Consider the following 17522-nt stretch of genomic DNA (forward strand, 5'->3'; position numbering starts at 1 on the left):
CTTGTCCCACTAAACCTTCATGCTATACCGTGATGAGAATTTTCCATTGCGTGAAGCATCTCCTTTATCGGTTCATCTGGGATATGAGCAAACCTTTCACAAAACAAACGCCGCGCTGTCTGAACCTCTGGACTCTCCCACCATCCAGATACATCGTCCCAAACCAATTTCATCTGCCGAGCAGCGCCGTCAGGGGTTTCATGGAAAATCCCTACTGATTTCAGCTGATCAAAATACAGCGTCGCATCGTCTTTCAGCTCCCAGTGATGTGGATTCCAGAAGAAGATCGTCGGAATATTCCAGCACATCGACTCCAAGTATGTCGTTGCATTATAGGTAGAAATGAAGACCCTGCATTTCTGTATCAATTGCCGGATATTCTTAACCCCATCATCTAACTGGATATCAGGAAACTTATCAAGCCATCTATCCTTCTGATCCCAGCCACAATCATTCTTATACAAACGCACCATCACTTGGTTGTGTAACCCTGACGGAAGTGCCTCGATGAACTGAAATTGGTCATCCAAATAATCAAGAGTTTGACCCGCAATAGGAGATGAGTAGAGGTGATAGCTATAGCGCGGCATTGTCATCTCCACCATCAATGCGCCACCATTTGGGTCATATCCAACAGTTCTACCAAACCCCTTTAGATTCCCAACTGGCCTCACATTTGGCCTAGCAGTATCGCTCCAGCCCCATGAGAGCCATCTATCAGCAATCTTGATTTGCTGTTCTTCATAAAATGCAAACGGAGTCATCCCGAAATTGCCGCCGTGCTGACCAATTACAAGAGGAGTTCCCGATTCAACTTTTTCAGCAGCCCATACTTTGAAAAAGTCATCTGCAGAATAAGCATTACTGGTAAAAATAGCCTTTGGCTGTTTGGGCCAGGAAGTCTCAATCGTTGATGCAACAAGTTGCTTATAGCCCTCAAGATACAGCGTCGGCAAATGCATCGGGATCATCTCTCGAACCACTCTCTCGAAACCAGTATCGCCACTATTACCACCGTTTAGCCTCCACTCCCGCCATGACAATTCCGGCTTTACCTTCGGCACCGATTTTGATCGCCAAAGCTGAGGGAGTTGCCCCAGGCGAAACTGCAACGCAATCTCAAATTGCGCCGGGAGATAGGAGGAAATAAAGAAATAGTCTGATTCTCGCGTAACTATTGAATTCGACCAATTTATTAACCCGATAGCGGCAGACCTCAAACTCTGCTTCCATCCATTGTAAGGCAGAACGGCACATGGATTTTCGTCCGAACCGTCTATTCTTGAGATCTCTATAGAATCAGACCAATACTTTTCTAGTAACTGCCCATATATGGCTTCATTCCATACATCATTCGGAAACAGTTGATGGAAATCGCCCATATCATTGGGAATGAGCGACAAGGCATCTCGGTCAACGATTTTACACGTTCCTACCAAACCACCCTCAACGACCAACTGCAGCATAAACCACCGATCAAAGAGCATTTGGGTGAAATAACCCAGCCACGGACCAATGACAATACGCCAATACCGAACGGAATGGTCAACTTGATGCAATTGATTCAGGCGCTGTGATAGCTCATGAAGAAGTATCTCATGGAGTTTTTGAAGATACCTATAATCTCCCGCCAACTTAACCCGATCATCCCAATGATAACTCGCGGTCTTGGTGCCAAGTTGCTCCCATCTCTCTTTCCTCCTGTAGAGCTTGCACCACTCACCTAAAAACAAGACCGGCTCATTGTCAGATGGCCAAGTTTCTTCAATAGGAGTTGTAATAAGAAAACGCTTCACCACGCACTCCGTCCGCCATCAATCACAATGTTCTGCCCGTTCATATACGCCGATGCATCCGAACACAGGAACTGCACGGCAGAACGATACTCGTCCTTTGCGGCCATTCTGCCCATAGGGATCAGATTTGTGAGGCGCTGAACAAATTCATCTCCCTGATTCGTATAGACGCCTCCCGGTGATAAGGCATTGCAACGCACGCCCCTTTCGGCCCAGTAGGTTGCGAGGTACTTGGTCAATCCCAGCAGGCCTGTTTTGATGACGGAGTAGGTCACCGGCTTGACGGGTTGCATGTCAGGCGTGAGCCCGTCCTTTCTGTATAGACGCTGATCCGGGGAGAACACCGAAAGATCTGATGCGATATTGAGAATCACCCCGCCTTTTCCGTCTTCAGCCATTCTGGTCCCGAACACCTGACTGCAGAGAAAAGCCCCTGTCAAGCCTACCGCAATCTGGGTGTTCCACTGTTCAAGGGCAAAATGCTCAAGGCGGGATGTTTCCAGAACCCCCCTATCCCCACTCACTTTCGGATCAATTGCCGCATTATTAACGAGTATATCTACCCGCATACCTTGTTCAGTAAGCGACGCTGCTGCCGAATGGATCGAATCAAGGCTCGATACATCCATCTGCAATGCGACAATCTTCTCTGCAGGAAACTCTGAAGCCAAGGCCTCCCGAGCGCTGGCCAATGCACGATCGGACACATCTGTCAGCACTACTGTGGCGCCGCTGTTCAAAAGGGCAGCAGCATGCTCAACCCCAAGAAGACCCGCTGCACCTGTAATCAGTGCCGTCTTGCCGGTTACATCGAATTTGTTTTGCCTCGTCATGAGTACGATACCAATATCTACAGATTATGATGAGTGAACCTGCCCGCCGTCAACCGTCCAGACGCTGCCGGTAACGAATGCCGCCTGAGAGGAGGCCAGAAAGGCCACGACCGATGCAATCTCGTCGGGTGTTCCAAGCCTCGAAAGCGAGACATCGGCATCCAGCACTTCCGCAACGGCCTTCTCGTCCTGCCGCAACTTTCTTTCCCACACGGAGCCATCAAACAGAATGTTACCCGGGGCCACTCCGTTGATGCGCACTCCCAGTTTCCCTAACGGGCGGGCGATTCCGCTTATATAGGCGTGCAGGGCGGCTTTGGCTGCCGAATAGGTAACCGGAGCTCCCGGCATTACCTCCAGTCCGCAAATCGAAGATATACATACAATCGCACCATGAGTGGCGGCCAAAGCATCTCGAGCCGCCTCGACCATATTCGTGGCACTCCAGAGATTCAATGCAAACACCCGCTGCCATTCATCAGGATGCTCTTCCCCGGGGGCGACTGACTGGCCGCCGCCGACATTACACACGAGAATATCCAATCGACCGAATTGCCCCACCACATCCGCAACGATCCGCCGGGCCACACTGCTGTCGGTAACATCGCCGGCCACCGCTATCGAACCTTCGAGTTCGTCTACCACACCGTCCAATGCATCAGCATGCCTTCCATTCAATGCAACCCGACACCCTTCGGCATGCAGAGCCTTGGCAATCGCCTTGCCGATTCCTCTTGAGGAGCCGGTAACCAGCGCAACCTTATCATGCAGCTTAAGGTGCATTATGCCAGAAGCAATCCAGATTTTGATGCCCAGGCAACAGTCATCTCCCGATACTCGACCAGCGGCGAAAGATGATCCTCATCGTCAGCACGCGCGGTCTGCAGGATAAAATTGCCTTCATAACCGATACGGGCCAACTGCCTGAACACTGCGTCGAAATCCGCCGCCCCCTCGCCCAATGGAACTGTTCCCCCGCCAAGAATCCGATCCTTCACGTGAACATTCATAACCCTATGGCCATACGCAGCGAACTCCTCATCTGGGCTGAAGCCAAGAGCGGCACTGTTTCCGATGTCATAATTGATACCGAAGAGGGCCGGGTCGAGCCGGGTAATAAAGCGAGCCAACTCCTCCGGGCTGAAATCAGACTCAAAAACCACTGTAAGCCCATGAGAAGAAAACAGTCCTGCATGCCGCTCCAGAAATCGAACTAGGGTATTCTCTTGGTCCTGATTTTCCAGTCGCCCATTATCAACCAACGGGACTACGATTGAGCCAATGCAAAACCTATGACACGCCTCTGCAACAGCAATGAAATCCTTTTGCAGAGCAGCCTGATCATTTCCCGAAGCCTTCCAGAACGGAGCCTGCATAAAACAGTCACCGGTCAAAGAGGGGATACTTAATGAATGCAGCTGGCATAACCGGTCAATCTCCCGTTGACCATCGCTTGTCATCAAGGGGTTCTCGTAGAGACGCTCTTGATCGAGCGTCCATTCCATCATGTTTATATTGATCCCTTCGGCAAGCACAAATTCCTCCCGCCAATTACTCCAGGGAAAAGACTGAATACGACCATCAACAAGAGGAGATAGCCGACCCTGCATAAAACCAATATTATCCATTGTTATGGAGCACCATCATCATATTAGAAGTAGCCTTTGCTGCAATAAGTCTGTCAATATATTCAGTATTTAATTTATTTATTGACGAATTCAGCCAATTCGATATTTCTTTATTTAGACCATTAAGATGTATTTCACTAAGACCCACATGACATGTTTTTTGAGGCGAATCATTAACAATCCAGTTGAGATGATTCAATAGATTATAGTCTTGAGTAAAAGATATCTCGATATCCTTAAGGGCGAATCCCGCTGATAAAGCAACTTTCCGAAGAGATACTTCGGTAAAATAATGCAGATGAGCTGAATGATAAAAAAATTTATCATATGAACTAATACCCCAAACAGATAACAGTGGATCGGCTAAATTTGGGACTTCCACAAAAATATATCCACCATTTTTTGTAGACTTTCCTAAATCACATAGAAAAGAAACCGGATCACTCACATGCTCTAAAACCTGAAAAGAGCAGACAATATCATATATTTCTTCTCTAAAAACAGAATCGCGTAAAAACTCACTACTTGCTTTAATACCAAGCTCTTTTTGCATAAACCAACAACAGGCCTTATCTAGTTCAATGGCATTTGCTACACAAACTTGATCCAACACATTAGCAAGAAACTGCCCAGATGAAGCGCCTACCTCCAACAACTTTTTGTTTTTTGAAAGATAAGGAGTTACCGCCTTCAACCTATCACGCTGATAAAGACTGTATACATCAAATATTTCTCTCGCATTTGTCGCCGCGACAACAGCATTATGAGAATATTCCTGTCGATAACCTTCAGCATAATAACTTTTTGCATCTAATTTCTCATCAGGCACTAAAAAGCCATGCTGACAGTCAACACAATAGTAAACAATTCCGGCCCCTCGCCTTAATTGATCAGTTAAAATTTTATTGCTCTTTGCGTTACACAATGGACAACTTGCTGAACCTGAATTTTTATTCATATGACATCTCTTAAAAAGATATTTTACGCATTTAAAACTTCCACTAACTCGAGTAAAACACCTTCGGGTCCCTTGCAATATGTCACTTTCGCATATCCATCGGGAGTTAATTGAGGTGGAGCATTAAACGTCACTCCTGCGGCACTTAATGTGGAATAAGCTAAATCAAGGTCTTTTACAGCCATTGCTATATGGGTAAATCCTGTGGAATATGGTTGTCCCTGCCAAGAGGTATTGTCTGGATGAGTATGATACTGGAGCAGCTCAATAACATTGCCATCCGGTGCAGCCAGTTTTGCGGTTGTCAGCCTTACATCCTTAAGACCTAAAATGGCATCAAGATGAGGGCCAAACTCGTCAACCTGCTTTACAACACTGAAGCCAAGTATATCACACCAAAAGTGCAAGGCTGCTGGCAAATCTGACACAACGAGGCCAACATGTCGAATGGCGGTAATCATGCTGCGTCTACCTCTGTAATCGCTTCACCTAATACATCAATCGCTTCAAGCAGTGCGTCATCGGAAATGGTCAGCGGTGGGCCTATTTTTATTGATTCACGTCCGGTATGGACAACCAGCAGACCCTTCTGCATGCAACGCTCTGCCACACGGCTTGTAAACAATGCATCCGGCTCGCCGCTTGGTGAATGAAACAATACGGAAGCGATCAAGCCCCTGCCCAATATCCACGACACATGTTCAGGAAACTGCTCTTTGAGCCGGTGCAAACCGTCGAACAAAATCGCCCCTTTGCGAGAGGTCTCCTCAATCAGCTTTCGATCCTCCAGTTCTTCAAGGACAGCCAGACCGGCTGCGCAAACCAAAGGATTGGCCGAATGCGTGCTGCTCATGTTGCCTATCTCTGGCAAATCCATTATTTCGGCCCTCCCTAACACACCAGACAAGGGAACGCCACCGCCCATCCCCTTTCCGCAGGCGATCAAATCCGGGGTGACCTCATAATGTTGAAAACCGAATGCCTTGCCCGTGCGTCCGAACCCGGCCTGCATCTCGTCAAAGGCCAACAGTATGCCATTCTCCTTGCAAACGCGCTCAATGGCCTGCACATACGCGTTCGGATAGAATACAGCACCCCAACCCTGAAAAGTCTCAAGCATAAAACCACAAATATCCTGAGAGACATCAACCCCTTTTTCAGACAGGCGGGAGAGCGACTCGGCCAGAAAATCTTCAGGAGAGTTGCCGTCGAGTACCCATGGATAAGGGAACGGGATATGATGTATATCCTGATCCTGATATCCGATCCAATCACGCTGTGCCAGATTACTGCTCATCATCTGAGCCCCCAGGGTACGACCATGCCAGTTTCCCTCTATACAAACGATGCCACGCCGACGTTTGCCTTTTACCTGCCCATACATCCGCATAAGCTTCAGCACGGCCTCGGTTGCCTCCGTTCCGGCAGACAACAAAAACGCTTTTTCAAAAGGGCTCCCGGCAAACGAAACCAGCTTTTCATGGTATGATGCCCTCACCTCACTCCCATATGCATAGCAACTGAACAGGGGATGATCAAGCTCTGCCTTCAATGCCGAAACCACCCGAGGATTTGAATGCCCTACGTTAGCGACAAAAATGGTAGAGGTGAAATCAATCCACTTGTTTCCGGCTTTATCAAACACATTGAAATCTACGGCCCGGTCCCATACCAGAGGCAACTGCCCATGCATGGAACGAGACTCGACAGCATCAAGTCGATCCAGAATTTCTTTGGTCCCCGGAGCCGGAATAGGGGTCTGTATAGATCTGTGCCCCGTACTGACTAACGGCACCGTCACAGGCGTACGAGAGAAAGCATAACCAGCCATTTGGGAGGAAAATTAAATTTTATCGAAAATCCGAGACTCAAGAGAGGGATCACGCGTCAATTGATACTCAAGGAAAGCAAAATCATCTGCGGTATCTACTTCCGCAACTACGGGAGTCATAAACGGCATCACCCTATCACCATGCAGCAACTGGCTGCGCCTGATGAAGTCGACTGAAAGAACATCAACATAACCGTTGGCGCTGTATGTCGATGGGAACTGTTGACGGGCACTGTTGGCTGCATCAAGGGCCGTACTGTCAGAACCGACCCTCTTCAATACCCCGCCGTCAGCGACCTCGAAGGTCTTATATGCAGACTCCGACATTTCATGAACTGAGCGCAAAGCCGTAGCATTTTTCGAAAGTCGAAACGCCTCAATAGCCTCATCGATTAATTCCGCCGACCGAAACGGTGTAGTAGGTCTTATGTGGACGACAAATTCCGGCTCTCCACCATTGAGCGCAAGCCAATCCAACGCATGGAGAACGAACTCATAATCCGTTGACCGATCACCGGAAAGGCCAGCAGGACGAAGAAAAGGTACCTCAGCTCCAAAACCGATACAGAGATCCGCATATTCCCGAGAATCGGTAGAAACAATAACCCGATCAATCAATCGGCATTTATTGCTGGCTGCTATCGACCACTCGACCAATGGATGCCCGCCCAACGATCTGATATTTTTGTCCCGCACACCTTTTGAACCGGAACGAGCAGGGATGAGTGCTATTACCTTGGACATTGATGGTTGAGTTTTTTGATTTTTCCTATTCAAGCTCAAGATGAGCTATGAGCGTATCGCACTTACCGATATCTGACAAGGCTTTAGAATAAGCTGCCGCCAACAGAGGATTATCCAAAAAGGACCACTTTTGATGGCCCCCGGCCTCCCCCTTGCTCAACCAATACAAATGATTAGACAGTGGGTAACGCTGAAATTGCGAAATCGCAACAACCCGAAACCCGGCCTTTTCCGCCAAAACCCTCAAATTATTACAATTAAACAAATAAAGGTGTTGACTCCAATACGTAAACCTCTGAAAAGCTTCAGAATCATATAATGACAGCAAAGCATCTTCCGCGCTAGGGACCTCAATAATCAACCGGCCACTCTTTGCCAACTTCTGGCCAAGTTGCTCCAACACGCCAACAGGATCTGGCAAATGCTCTATGACATGGAATGCGGTAATCAAATCAAAATCACACTCCTTCACAGCATCTATCTCACCGTAAACCACTGTTCCCCAGTGTTCAGCAGTCGCTTTTTCTGCATCAACACCAACAACCATTGAGGCAAGACTGCTGGCCATATTTAAGCCCCCCCCCCCCGCAACCAAAATCCATAACTCGTTTATTTGGCAACAATGAACTGAACATCTTAAAGCGCCGCTCATCGTCTACAGCCGTTACTTTCAGCCAATAATCAACTGAGGGAAACTCTGCGCCGACCATACGGCTATTCGTATAAAAATCGGGCACGATATGCTCGAAGCTATCCAGATAAACGAGTCCACAACCCTCACACTCCAATATCCTGATATGCGGAGAATCTCTAACAATTCCTTTTCTGGTTTTGTACTCCTCAGACCCACACAAATAGCAACTCATACTCTCAACATTGATTTTTTTCTACCAACTCACAGACAATATGCCCGATCATGATATGGCACTCCTGAATTCTTCCGGTATCGGTGGAGGGCACCATGATGCATTGGCACATTCCAGAAAGTCTTCCACCGGCTTCGCCTGTCAGGGCCCATACATCCAGACCCTTCTCGTTCGCAATATCCACTGCCCTGATGATGTTGTCGCTGTTCCCGCTTGTCGATATCGCCAAGAACAGATCTTCAGGTCTTGCCAAGCATGCAAGTTCCCGGGCAAACACCTGGCTGTACCCGTAATCGTTACCAATAGCACTCATCGAAGAACTGTTCGCCCCCAGAACGAGCGCAGGCAGCGGATTCCGTTCTTTCGTGAACCGAGATGTGAATTCAGCAGCAAGATGCTGCGCATCGGCAAAACTGCCGCCGTTTCCGGCGAAAATGATCTTCCCACCCCTCTTCAGCGTCACCAGCATAGCTTCAGCAAGCCGGTGGATGTAAGCAAGCAGGGTGTCATCGCCCAGAATTGCCTGCTTGGCCTCGATCGACTCCTGAATACGGCTCTTGATGAGTGATCTCATAGCAACCCTTCCAGCCGTTCAAGAGCAATCCAGAAACCCTCTCCGCCATTCTTATGCCCCTGCCAGATTTCCGGAATGAACGTCGCATTGGGGCACCCTTGGTTGAGAATCTCGCCAAGCCTCTTGAAATCAATCCCGCCCTCTCCGATTTGGAGCCCCTCTCCATTCACCCCTTCGGCATCACCAAGGTGCAGATGCGCGGTGTAGGGAGCTATACTTGCGGCAAAGTCATAAAAGTCTACCCCCAAGTGATTGCAAGCGAGTGCGCTATGGGAAACATCGAAACACATGCGCAAATTGAGCTTTTCACACCACGCGACAATCTCTTCACTCTTGACGAAGAGGTTCTGATAACGCTGTCCGCCGAAATGCCATGGGAAGGGAGCCATCGTTTGGGGGATCAGTTCCACGCCGTCCATGTTCAGTTGGGCAAGCGATTCAGCGAACTGCTCGTAATAACTTAAGATCTGGTCTGGAGCCAGAGGCGCATCCATGGTAAACCCGCCAATGTTAGCAACAATCTGCGGTCGGTCGGTATTGGGGAAGAACGCTTTCAACGCACGCGTTATGTCGATGACCCGCTGCGTCTCCTGAATCGAATGATCGCGGTAGTCCTTGTCCGGAGTGGCCAGATCCATCAAACGGCTGCCGGCGAACAGTTCCGGAGCATGCACCACAAAGCCGCAATCATACGACCCACGAAGGAACTTTGAAGGGTCGAGCTCCATATCCGAGTATGAGAGATGGAACTCGAAGAAGTCCGGCTTTATCCGATCATGATACTCCCGGAAGTCATGATACCGCACAGGGATCCCCCAGGGATGGCTGAACCGATACTGCCGGGGCTGAACGGTTTCGGTCTCCAGATCCGACGGGTAGAAAAAATCTTCGATTGCCATATCCCGCCTGAGAACCTTGCCGATCAGGAGGTCGTACTTCTGGGGAGACAGGCCCTGCCCCGGACTGCGGACGATGATATGCCTTGCCTCCAGAGCCGTTCCCTTGGCCAGAGACATCGAGGCCACCAGGCTTTTGCCGAGGTTTTCTCTATTGATCATCTCGCCCTGGGAGAGTTTGCGCTCTTTTCCCTCGCCGAGCGCCTCTTCGATTTCGCGAATCCCCTGCACCAGCGCCCTGAACTCCCCGAACTCCAGACTTGCGGCATGATCCGGACCCTCCATCTTCCGGTCAAGCGTGAAATGCCGCTCGATGATCGAAGCGCCCATCCCGACTGCAGCAAGAGAGACGGCAATGCCCCGCTCGTGCCCTGAATACCCGACAATAGGGTGGAGTTCGCGCAAACGATCCATCCATTTGAGCTGGATGTCATGAAACGGTGCAGGATAGGTGCTGTTGCAATGGAGGAGGGCAAAGTCTGCATGCCTGGAACCAAGGAACCCGACGCTCTGTCGCACTTCATCAAGAGTACTCATGCCGGCAGAAAGAATCAGGGGCCTCCCGGTTTCTGCGAGCCGGTCAAGCAAGGGGAGATTCGTCAGGTCGGCCGAAGCCACCTTGTACCCCTCGACCCCGAACAACTCAAGGACATCCACACTTTTCTTGTCCCATGGAGTGCAGAGATAGAGGATCCCCTTGGTGCGACAGTAGTCGAAAAGCTTTTTATGCTCCTCTATGGACAGCTCAAAGCGCTCCAAGAGATCGAGAATATATTCTGTCGAAAGGTCCTCCCCATCCTTGCGAAGCGTCCGCTGCCGGTATACCTCGTCGAGGGTCCGCATCTGGAACTTGACACAGTCGGCTCCGGTGCCGGCAACGAGATCGACCATCTCGATGGCCCGCTCGAGACTGCCATTGTGGTTGTTCCCCACCTCGGCGATAACAAACACACGCCCAGCACCTATCGTAAAATCACTGATTCTCATGTACTTCTTTCTATGGACGGATACCGTCCTTATGGTTATTGCTCTCACGAACGGTCCATGCCTGCAGCCCCTCATGCTCGAAACGGAACGGGCGTATGGCAAGACCGCCACCCTCAAGCGCCTCCATCAGACGGTGCTTTTCGAACGGGGTGACATAGAAGAGGAAAAATCCGCCCCCGCCCGCGCCCAGAAGCTTTCCGCCAAGGGCACCGCTCGCGAGCGCCAGCGAATAGATGCCGTCAAGATGCGATGAGGAAATCCGTTCGCTGACCCTGCGCTTCAGCTCCCAGGCCTTATGGAGCGAATTGCCGAAATCAAGCAACCTTCCCCGCAGCAACTGATTGCGCATGGTATAGGCCAGTTCGACATTGGCCTGTACGAACTGCCTGACCTCACCCTGCTGCATCTGCTGCTTCTGGTCCAGGTGAATCTCGCCGGACTGGTGCCCGATGCCCGTATCGCAGAGGATCAGGCTCTCTTCGAGCTCCAGCAGGATATCAGGCGCGATACGCAAGGGATGGACGATATTCTGATCCATCCTGAATTCCATGAAATTGAACCCGCCGAAAACGGTAGCATACTGGTCCTGCCACCCTCCGGAGATATTCAGAGAGAGGCGCTCGGCCTGAAAGGCAAGTTCAGCAAGCTCATGCTGGTCCCACCTGTCCTGCCGGAACTGGTTGAAGCAGCCCAGGACTGCCGAGGAAACCACGGCAGACCCACCAAGCCCTGAATTCATCGGGTAATCGGAGTAGAGGTACAGTTCAAAACCGTAATCGGGACGGACGGTGTTGATCAATGCCTGAATCAGGCCGAACTGGCCTTCTGCTGCCACTGCATCAGTGACATTTTCCGCCTCAAGCGTATCGTTCAGGTCACGGGAATGGATAATGACCCGGTCGTCGTCCCGAAGACGGAGCACCGCATGCGAATAGAGAGATACCGTCGTATTGATGACGGCACCGGTTTCATTGGTGAAATAATGCGTCAGATCCGATCCGCCACCACTGAAGCTGATCCGTACAGGGGACCGGGAACGGGCATAGATGCGGCTCTCATCATCTGAGGGCAACGAGTCCCTGCTGATAACACTGACGAGATGTCGATGCTCATTGAGCAAGGGAATAAAGCGGATCTGGGAATCCAGTCGCTTCAATAGCATTTCCCTTGAAGAGGAGGAATCCGCCCAGACGAAGTCCGTGTTGGCGCAACCGGCGACTGGCTGGTCGAGTCCGACGCCGCCGAGCAGATGCCTGCGAATATCCCCGTCGGTCACCAGGCCGGCAATGCCGCCGTCACCGTCCCTCAAGAAGATCATCCCATGATGATTCATCTCGATTGCCGACAAAGCCTCACGAATGGTGGCCTTCTCCGAAATCTGAAGTTTATTCAGCATTTACAGCCTTGTACTCTTTCCGGATTCGATCCAGCGACAAAAACGATGGTAGTCGACAGGGATGCCGATATCGATGAACTCACCGTCCAACGGAACAGCCCGTAAACACCCCGAAGCGGCAAGACGGGGAAACAATCCCTGCTCCAGCGAGAACGGCTTCCTGTCCCATCCGTCAAAATCTCCGGACCGAAGCATGCTTATCCCTGCATTGATCCATCCCGGAGCCGACTCCGCTGTTTTTTCCCGAAAAGAACTGATCATTTCCCGGTCATCAACAGCAACTGTCCCATAACGCGAAGCATCGTCAACCGCTACAACGCCCATCGCAGGAGCATCAATCACACGCATCCTCGAAGCTCCGCAGCCCAGCCACGTATCGGCATTTGCGACCAGAACGTCCCCCTGAAGCCCCAACATGTCAATCGCATTGGCCACCGCTCCGCCCGTCCCCATAGGAACAGCCTCTACAATCCACTGGAGCTTCGCATTTTTTAACAGCTGCTGTTGCTGCTCCTGAAGAAATTCAATGATCGGTCGCGAGCCATGATGCAGCAGAAACACGAATGAGCGGATCCCTTCAGAAACCCATTGCTCGATTTGATAATAAAGAAAGGGTTTATCGGCAACTGGAGCCAACGGTTTTGGAACCGTATTGACAACAGACTGAAGACGGGTACCGAAGCCGCCCGCCAATACCAGCAATGGAATACCCTCGTTGCTCACTCCCATCCTAAGTATCGATGACGAATCTTTATTGCCTCATTGGCGCTCATCAAAGGATATTGCTCTCTATTGCCGAGTTCAGTCCTGAACCGACCGCGCCAATGCTTCACTTTTTCTTCTGTCACCGCATCATCTTCGTAACTCATAATTTTGCGGACAAGCTGTCCCTCCAGCTGATGATACCCTTCCACCGCTTTGCATAAACGAATCACCATCTTCCTGTGAATCAACAACAGGGCGGCCCCTGCCACGCCAATACATGCGGCAAGAACCGTTGCCGCCGCCGTTATATAGGCCGCATGAATTTCGGTATTCATTTCAAGCATGGGTTACGGTCACCTTTTCTGCGCTCGCCACAACGTCGTCATAAGTCCCCTGCCTTACAATCCGGCCGTTCTCCAGCTCAACAATCATGTCACAGTTCCTGAGTGTCGTGAGCCGGTGCGCGATGATGAGCACCGTCAACTCTTCGTGCAACTCTTCGATGGCCTGCATGACGGCCGCTTCGGTCTGGTTGTCGAGCGCGCTTGTCGCTTCGTCGAAAATGATGACGTCCGCCTGTTTGTAGAGCGCCCGTGCGATGCCGATGCGCTGGCGCTGTCCTCCTGAGAGGCGCACACCCCGCTCTCCGACAAACGTCCTGTACTGCTTCGGCCAGGACTCTATGATATCGGCAATCTGGGCCTGTTCTGCCGCCCGCCTCACCCGCTCGTGGTCAATTTCTTTGGGAGAGAGGCCAAATGCGATGTTCTCCTCTATGCTGGTATCCGCCAGGAAGATTGACTGGGGAACGTGGGCGATATGGGCCTGCCATGCCCGGTGGTTCTGTTCCGCAATCGGTTCGCCGTCGATCCTCAGCCCGCCAGCGGTTGGCCGGAGCAGCCCCATCACGATATCGAGCAGGGTGCTTTTTCCGCTCCCGGTCGTCCCGATAAAGCCGACTCTCGACCCCTTGGGAATGGTAAGGTCGATATCCCTGAGCACCAGGGGAGCTTCAGAGGCATAGCGAAACGAAAGGGCGCTCAGGCTGATCGCCTGGGTGAACGGAATGGGCTCAGGGAGCGGTTCATCGGCATGAGGCGGCAATGGCTGGTCAAGCAGATCGAGTGCGTCCTCGAGTGATGCCTGGCCGCTTTGCACGCCGGACCATGACGCATAAGCCTGCTGGAGTACCGGGAGAAGCCGCTGCGCGCCGAGCGCCAATGCGCCGAGCACGGGAATCGCCTGGGAAAGCCCGTCAGGCTGACGGCTCATTACAAACGCCAGACCTGCAATCAGCACCATCCCAAGCGCCTCCATGCCGTAGCGAGGGCTCTGGCCGATGAAGGTGATGTTGCCCTGCGCCCTGCGCAATGGCTGGTCCGCCTGACGGTATATCCGGCAATAGGCCTCCTGCGTCCCGTCGATGAGCACGTCCCGTATGCCGCCAAGCCCTTCCTGCAGCGACTTGATGACCTGCGTCGACTCTCCGGCGATACGCTGGCTGTCCACCCTCAAGCGCTTGCGGCTGAGCAGGGTCACCATGGCGTAGATCGTCCCGAACCCGCCGAACGCGGTGAAGGCGATGACCGGGTTCACCGAGATGAGCGCCGCGAGAATGGCGATCAGGATAATACCCGAGCTGAGCAGCACCAGCAGCGGCATCATCGCGCTGTAGATGATGCCGTTGGCCTTGTTGGATATTCCCGTGATCACTTCGCTGCTGTTGCGGGCGACATGCACCGCATAGGGCTGGTAAAGGGTCCGGCGGTAGATGCTTATGCTTAAGTCCGCTCCCGTCGCAAACGACAGCCTCGTCGTTGCCCAGAGCAGCACCAGACGAACGCCTCCCGAAACAATGGCCGCCACAGCGAACATGATGGTCAGCGGCAGGAGCAGCTCGGCGGGCCCGGCTATGCCGAGGATCCGGAACACCGGCTGCAGGGCCGGAGCAGCAAAAAGGGTTTCAGGGGCGGTCAGCGCTCCGAGAAACGGCAGTACCGCCCCGATACTGACGATCTCGGCAAACGAGGCGATGAACATCAGGACGAGCAGGAGAGCGAGCTGGGCGCGCCGCCTCGGACTGATGTGCCCCCACAGCCGGACAAGAAGACTCTTTATGGAAGGATTCTCTGAAGACATTTGCCGCCGCTAATAAAAAAATCTGTGCGCTGAACGCATCTTTACCGACAACCATACTTCAGTTTATCGCCGCACTTAAGCGACAAGCACTTCTCCCGCATGTAAACGCTAATATCACCAGAACTCCCGCTCTTTCTTGAAACATCAATCCGAAACATTAATGAAACGATGTACACGAATAACTCCAATGACCGGGGCCCCTTGAGAAGCAAATAGCCTGAGAACACAAGAGCCCAAACAAAACAAGCTGAATAATACACAACAGGGGGTTTATCCGAATACCTCGCGCTTCTTGAAATGAACCCCCTCATCGCTTTCAAGTATGAGCGGTGCAGGGGTGTCATATTTATAAAGGAGGAAAAATCCGCGGCATTCTTGTCGGACACTGACAGAAGATATTGCTCCTCATCAGGAATATGACCATTTTCCACAGCGTAATGATAGACCGGGGTTCCGGGCAGCACCTGAAGCATATTGGCAGAAACAGCAGAACGGCGGCACATCCTGATGAATTTCACTGTATCGAGCAATGTCCCGACACTCTCTCCCGGATACCCTAAAATCAACTGCGGAGTCGAACCCAACCCAAGTTGTTTCGTCCACACTGCGGCGTTTACATTTTCCTCAAGAGCAACTCCCTTGGCCATCTCCTCAAGGATGATCTGGCTTCCGGACTCATAACCGAATTCAACAGCGACGCACCCTGCATCTTTGAGCGCGTTCAGGATATCATAATCAACCTTGTCGACCCTTGCTCCCCCAATATCGAAGATGATGCCGAGTTGATTCACTTCGGCCGAAAAATCAAGGATCCACTGGCGTTGACCGATGAAGGACTCGCTCGCGAGCCTGAAATAACAGACATCGTAATGATCTCTTAGGAACCTCATGTACTCGACCACATCGGACACCAAGAACGGAGAGTACTTCGAATTCCTATGGCAAAACGTACAGGACGCCTGACATCCACGCTGAATGGCTATCGTCACCATTCTTTTCCCAGCATACCTTGACCGCATCGCATCAACCGAACGCTCGTCAATGCCATAATGTGCAGGAATCTCAATAGGGGGCATGTAATACTCGAGATCAATACCCTCAAAACTCCGCGGCAGATACTTCACCCGATCCCTTGTCGACATTCTTTCCGACGGACCGGTGCAGCATACCTCTCCATCACTCATGTACACGATACCCGGAACGTCGTCAACCGATCCATTTTCAGATATCCTCTTACACACCGTCGGAAGACTCACCTCCGCCTCCCCGACGAACACGATATCAACCCCAGCATGAAGCAACCTATCCGCCACCGAACACAGATTCCCCCCCAGGAAGACCTTCGCACCGGGAAATGCATCCTTGATCCGCTGCGTCATCTCCTTCACATATGCATATGCGGTAGCCGCCACTGCACTCCACCCGACTACGTCAGGCGTCATTTCTTTGAGCTGCCGGAGCACTTCATCCGCCGGATACCTCTTCAGGTCGATATTGATGATATCGACCTGCCACCCGATTTCCCGCAGCAGATCAGCAAGCACGAGGATCCCCGTCGGCATGAACGTATCGGCCTTCTCCCTCAGAGGGGGAAGCAGGAAGACAAATCTCTTGTTCCTAAGATCTAGCATGGCTATGGACAGGTTGGAGTTGCAAGGAAAAAATGGACGGCTTAAGAAGCCAAAGACCTCGATTGATAATAATTGCGTAAATACTCTGCTGGAGAAAGATATCCCAAGGTCGAATGCATCCGCTTCCGGTTATAAAAGACGTGGATATACTCAAACAGGAGCTTCTGCAGCTCCTCCTTGCTTCGGATCCTTCTCCCGTAAATCCATTCGGACTTCAGGGTCTTGAAGAACGACTCTGTTGCCGCATTATCGTAACAGTTGCCCTTGCCGCTCATGCTTTGAATCATCCGGTACTCGGAGAGTTTTTTTCTGAATGATTTGCTGGCATACTGCACGCCACGATCAGAATGGAAGAGGACTCCTTCCGGTGGCTGCCGATGTAGTACAGCCATCTCAAATGCAGGAATGACAGTGGTTTCGGTCGACATGCTTCTGCTGAGTGAATACCCGATGATTTCCCGATTGAAGAGCTCCATGACCACTGTGAGGTACTGCCAGCCGCTATCGGTCCACAAGTAGGTCAGATCGCTCGTCCAGA

General features: G+C 51.4%; 17 protein-coding genes. All 17 read right to left on the reverse strand.

From position 1 onward, the window contains the following. Nucleotides 1-17 precede the first annotated feature (17 nt). The gene (locus tag EKD02_RS10710) at nucleotides 18-1796 is read right to left on the reverse strand and encodes an LIC12162 family transferase (RefSeq protein ID WP_185805729.1); all 1779 of its coding nucleotides are present in this window, start codon (nucleotides 1794-1796) and stop codon (nucleotides 18-20) included. After that, entirely contained in the window at nucleotides 1793-2629 is an 837-nt protein-coding gene (locus EKD02_RS10715) for an SDR family oxidoreductase (RefSeq protein ID WP_126385036.1), read from the reverse strand. Before EKD02_RS10715 ends, EKD02_RS10710 begins: the two co-directional genes overlap by 4 nt. Nucleotides 2630-2653: 24 nt before the next feature. Beyond that, on the reverse strand, nucleotides 2654-3412 hold the full coding sequence (locus EKD02_RS10720; RefSeq protein WP_126385038.1) for an SDR family NAD(P)-dependent oxidoreductase: 759 nt from the start codon (nucleotides 3410-3412) through the stop codon (nucleotides 2654-2656). After that, a complete protein-coding gene (locus EKD02_RS10725) occupies nucleotides 3412-4257 on the reverse strand; it encodes a sugar phosphate isomerase/epimerase family protein (RefSeq protein WP_221762986.1) in 846 nt (281 codons plus the stop codon). Before EKD02_RS10725 ends, EKD02_RS10720 begins: the two co-directional genes overlap by 1 nt. After that, nucleotides 4250-5215, reverse strand: coding sequence for a class I SAM-dependent methyltransferase (locus EKD02_RS10730; protein WP_126385040.1), 966 nt, complete (start codon nucleotides 5213-5215; stop codon nucleotides 4250-4252). The genes EKD02_RS10725 and EKD02_RS10730 overlap by 8 nt, the downstream gene beginning before the upstream one ends. Before the next feature lie 23 nt (nucleotides 5216-5238). Further along, entirely contained in the window at nucleotides 5239-5676 is a 438-nt protein-coding gene (locus tag EKD02_RS10735; protein ID WP_126385042.1) for a VOC family protein, read from the reverse strand. Continuing rightward, nucleotides 5673-6908: an aspartate aminotransferase family protein gene (locus tag EKD02_RS10740; protein WP_244924431.1), complete on the reverse strand. Its 1236-nt coding sequence runs from the start codon at nucleotides 6906-6908 to the stop codon at nucleotides 5673-5675. Before EKD02_RS10740 ends, EKD02_RS10735 begins: the two co-directional genes overlap by 4 nt. A 150-nt stretch (nucleotides 6909-7058) precedes the next feature. Continuing rightward, nucleotides 7059-7790: an acylneuraminate cytidylyltransferase family protein gene (locus EKD02_RS10745; RefSeq protein WP_126385046.1), complete on the reverse strand. Its 732-nt coding sequence runs from the start codon at nucleotides 7788-7790 to the stop codon at nucleotides 7059-7061. 25 nt (nucleotides 7791-7815) lie between these two features. Then, nucleotides 7816-8442: a class I SAM-dependent methyltransferase gene (locus EKD02_RS10750; protein WP_500681129.1), complete on the reverse strand. Its 627-nt coding sequence runs from the start codon at nucleotides 8440-8442 to the stop codon at nucleotides 7816-7818. A 218-nt stretch (nucleotides 8443-8660) separates the two neighbouring features. Then, the gene (locus EKD02_RS10755; protein WP_126385048.1) at nucleotides 8661-9230 is read right to left on the reverse strand and encodes a D-sedoheptulose-7-phosphate isomerase; all 570 of its coding nucleotides are present in this window, start codon (nucleotides 9228-9230) and stop codon (nucleotides 8661-8663) included. Continuing rightward, nucleotides 9227-11113, reverse strand: a complete 1887-nt coding sequence (locus EKD02_RS10760; protein ID WP_126385050.1) for an N-acetylneuraminate synthase family protein — start codon at nucleotides 11111-11113, stop codon at nucleotides 9227-9229. Before EKD02_RS10760 ends, EKD02_RS10755 begins: the two co-directional genes overlap by 4 nt. A gap of 10 nt (nucleotides 11114-11123) precedes the next feature. Next, nucleotides 11124-12509: a GHMP family kinase ATP-binding protein gene (locus tag EKD02_RS10765; protein ID WP_126385052.1), complete on the reverse strand. Its 1386-nt coding sequence runs from the start codon at nucleotides 12507-12509 to the stop codon at nucleotides 11124-11126. Beyond that, nucleotides 12510-13232 (reverse strand): sugar phosphate nucleotidyltransferase, encoded by a 723-nt coding sequence (locus tag EKD02_RS10770; protein ID WP_185805730.1) that lies wholly within the window; start codon nucleotides 13230-13232, stop codon nucleotides 12510-12512. Next, nucleotides 13229-13558, reverse strand: coding sequence for a hypothetical protein (locus tag EKD02_RS10775; RefSeq protein ID WP_126385056.1), 330 nt, complete (start codon nucleotides 13556-13558; stop codon nucleotides 13229-13231). Before EKD02_RS10775 ends, EKD02_RS10770 begins: the two co-directional genes overlap by 4 nt. Beyond that, a complete protein-coding gene (locus tag EKD02_RS10780) occupies nucleotides 13551-15353 on the reverse strand; it encodes an ABC transporter ATP-binding protein (RefSeq protein ID WP_126385058.1) in 1803 nt (600 codons plus the stop codon). Before EKD02_RS10780 ends, EKD02_RS10775 begins: the two co-directional genes overlap by 8 nt. Before the next feature lie 41 nt (nucleotides 15354-15394). After that, the gene (locus EKD02_RS10785) at nucleotides 15395-16984 is read right to left on the reverse strand and encodes a B12-binding domain-containing radical SAM protein (RefSeq protein WP_126385060.1); all 1590 of its coding nucleotides are present in this window, start codon (nucleotides 16982-16984) and stop codon (nucleotides 15395-15397) included. 41 nt (nucleotides 16985-17025) lie between these two features. Further along, a partial coding sequence (locus tag EKD02_RS10790) for an IS3 family transposase (protein ID WP_126385062.1) occupies nucleotides 17026-17522 on the reverse strand: 497 nt, incomplete at its 5' end.

This window comes from Chlorobium phaeovibrioides (assembly GCF_003968655.1).
In the GTDB taxonomy this organism is placed as follows: Bacteria; Bacteroidota; Chlorobiia; order Chlorobiales; family Chlorobiaceae; genus Chlorobium; species Chlorobium phaeovibrioides.

Bases quoted from the DNA above. Each gene is read 5' to 3' on its own strand.
- EKD02_RS10715 (WP_126385036.1), bottom strand. From the start codon at position 2,629: ATGACGAGGCAAAACAAATTCGATGTAACCGGCAAGACGGCACTGATT.
- EKD02_RS10720 (WP_126385038.1), bottom strand. From the start codon at position 3,412: ATGCACCTTAAGCTGCATGATAAGGTTGCGCTGGTTACCGGCTCCTCA.
- EKD02_RS10725 (WP_221762986.1), bottom strand. From the start codon at position 4,257: ATGGATAATATTGGTTTTATGCAGGGTCGGCTATCTCCTCTTGTTGAT.
- EKD02_RS10730 (WP_126385040.1), bottom strand. From the start codon at position 5,215: ATGAATAAAAATTCAGGTTCAGCAAGTTGTCCATTGTGTAACGCAAAG.
- EKD02_RS10735 (WP_126385042.1), bottom strand. From the start codon at position 5,676: ATGATTACCGCCATTCGACATGTTGGCCTCGTTGTGTCAGATTTGCCA.
- EKD02_RS10740 (WP_244924431.1), bottom strand. From the start codon at position 6,908: ATGCATGGGCAGTTGCCTCTGGTATGGGACCGGGCCGTAGATTTCAAT.
- EKD02_RS10745 (WP_126385046.1), bottom strand. From the start codon at position 7,790: ATGTCCAAGGTAATAGCACTCATCCCTGCTCGTTCCGGTTCAAAAGGT.
- EKD02_RS10750 (WP_500681129.1), bottom strand. From the start codon at position 8,442: ATGAGCGGCGCTTTAAGATGTTCAGTTCATTGTTGCCAAATAAACGAG.
- EKD02_RS10755 (WP_126385048.1), bottom strand. From the start codon at position 9,230: ATGAGATCACTCATCAAGAGCCGTATTCAGGAGTCGATCGAGGCCAAG.
- EKD02_RS10760 (WP_126385050.1), bottom strand. From the start codon at position 11,113: ATGAGAATCAGTGATTTTACGATAGGTGCTGGGCGTGTGTTTGTTATC.
- EKD02_RS10765 (WP_126385052.1), bottom strand. From the start codon at position 12,509: ATGCTGAATAAACTTCAGATTTCGGAGAAGGCCACCATTCGTGAGGCT.
- EKD02_RS10775 (WP_126385056.1), bottom strand. From the start codon at position 13,558: ATGCTTGAAATGAATACCGAAATTCATGCGGCCTATATAACGGCGGCG.
- EKD02_RS10780 (WP_126385058.1), bottom strand. From the start codon at position 15,353: ATGTCTTCAGAGAATCCTTCCATAAAGAGTCTTCTTGTCCGGCTGTGG.
- EKD02_RS10785 (WP_126385060.1), bottom strand. From the start codon at position 16,984: ATGCTAGATCTTAGGAACAAGAGATTTGTCTTCCTGCTTCCCCCTCTG.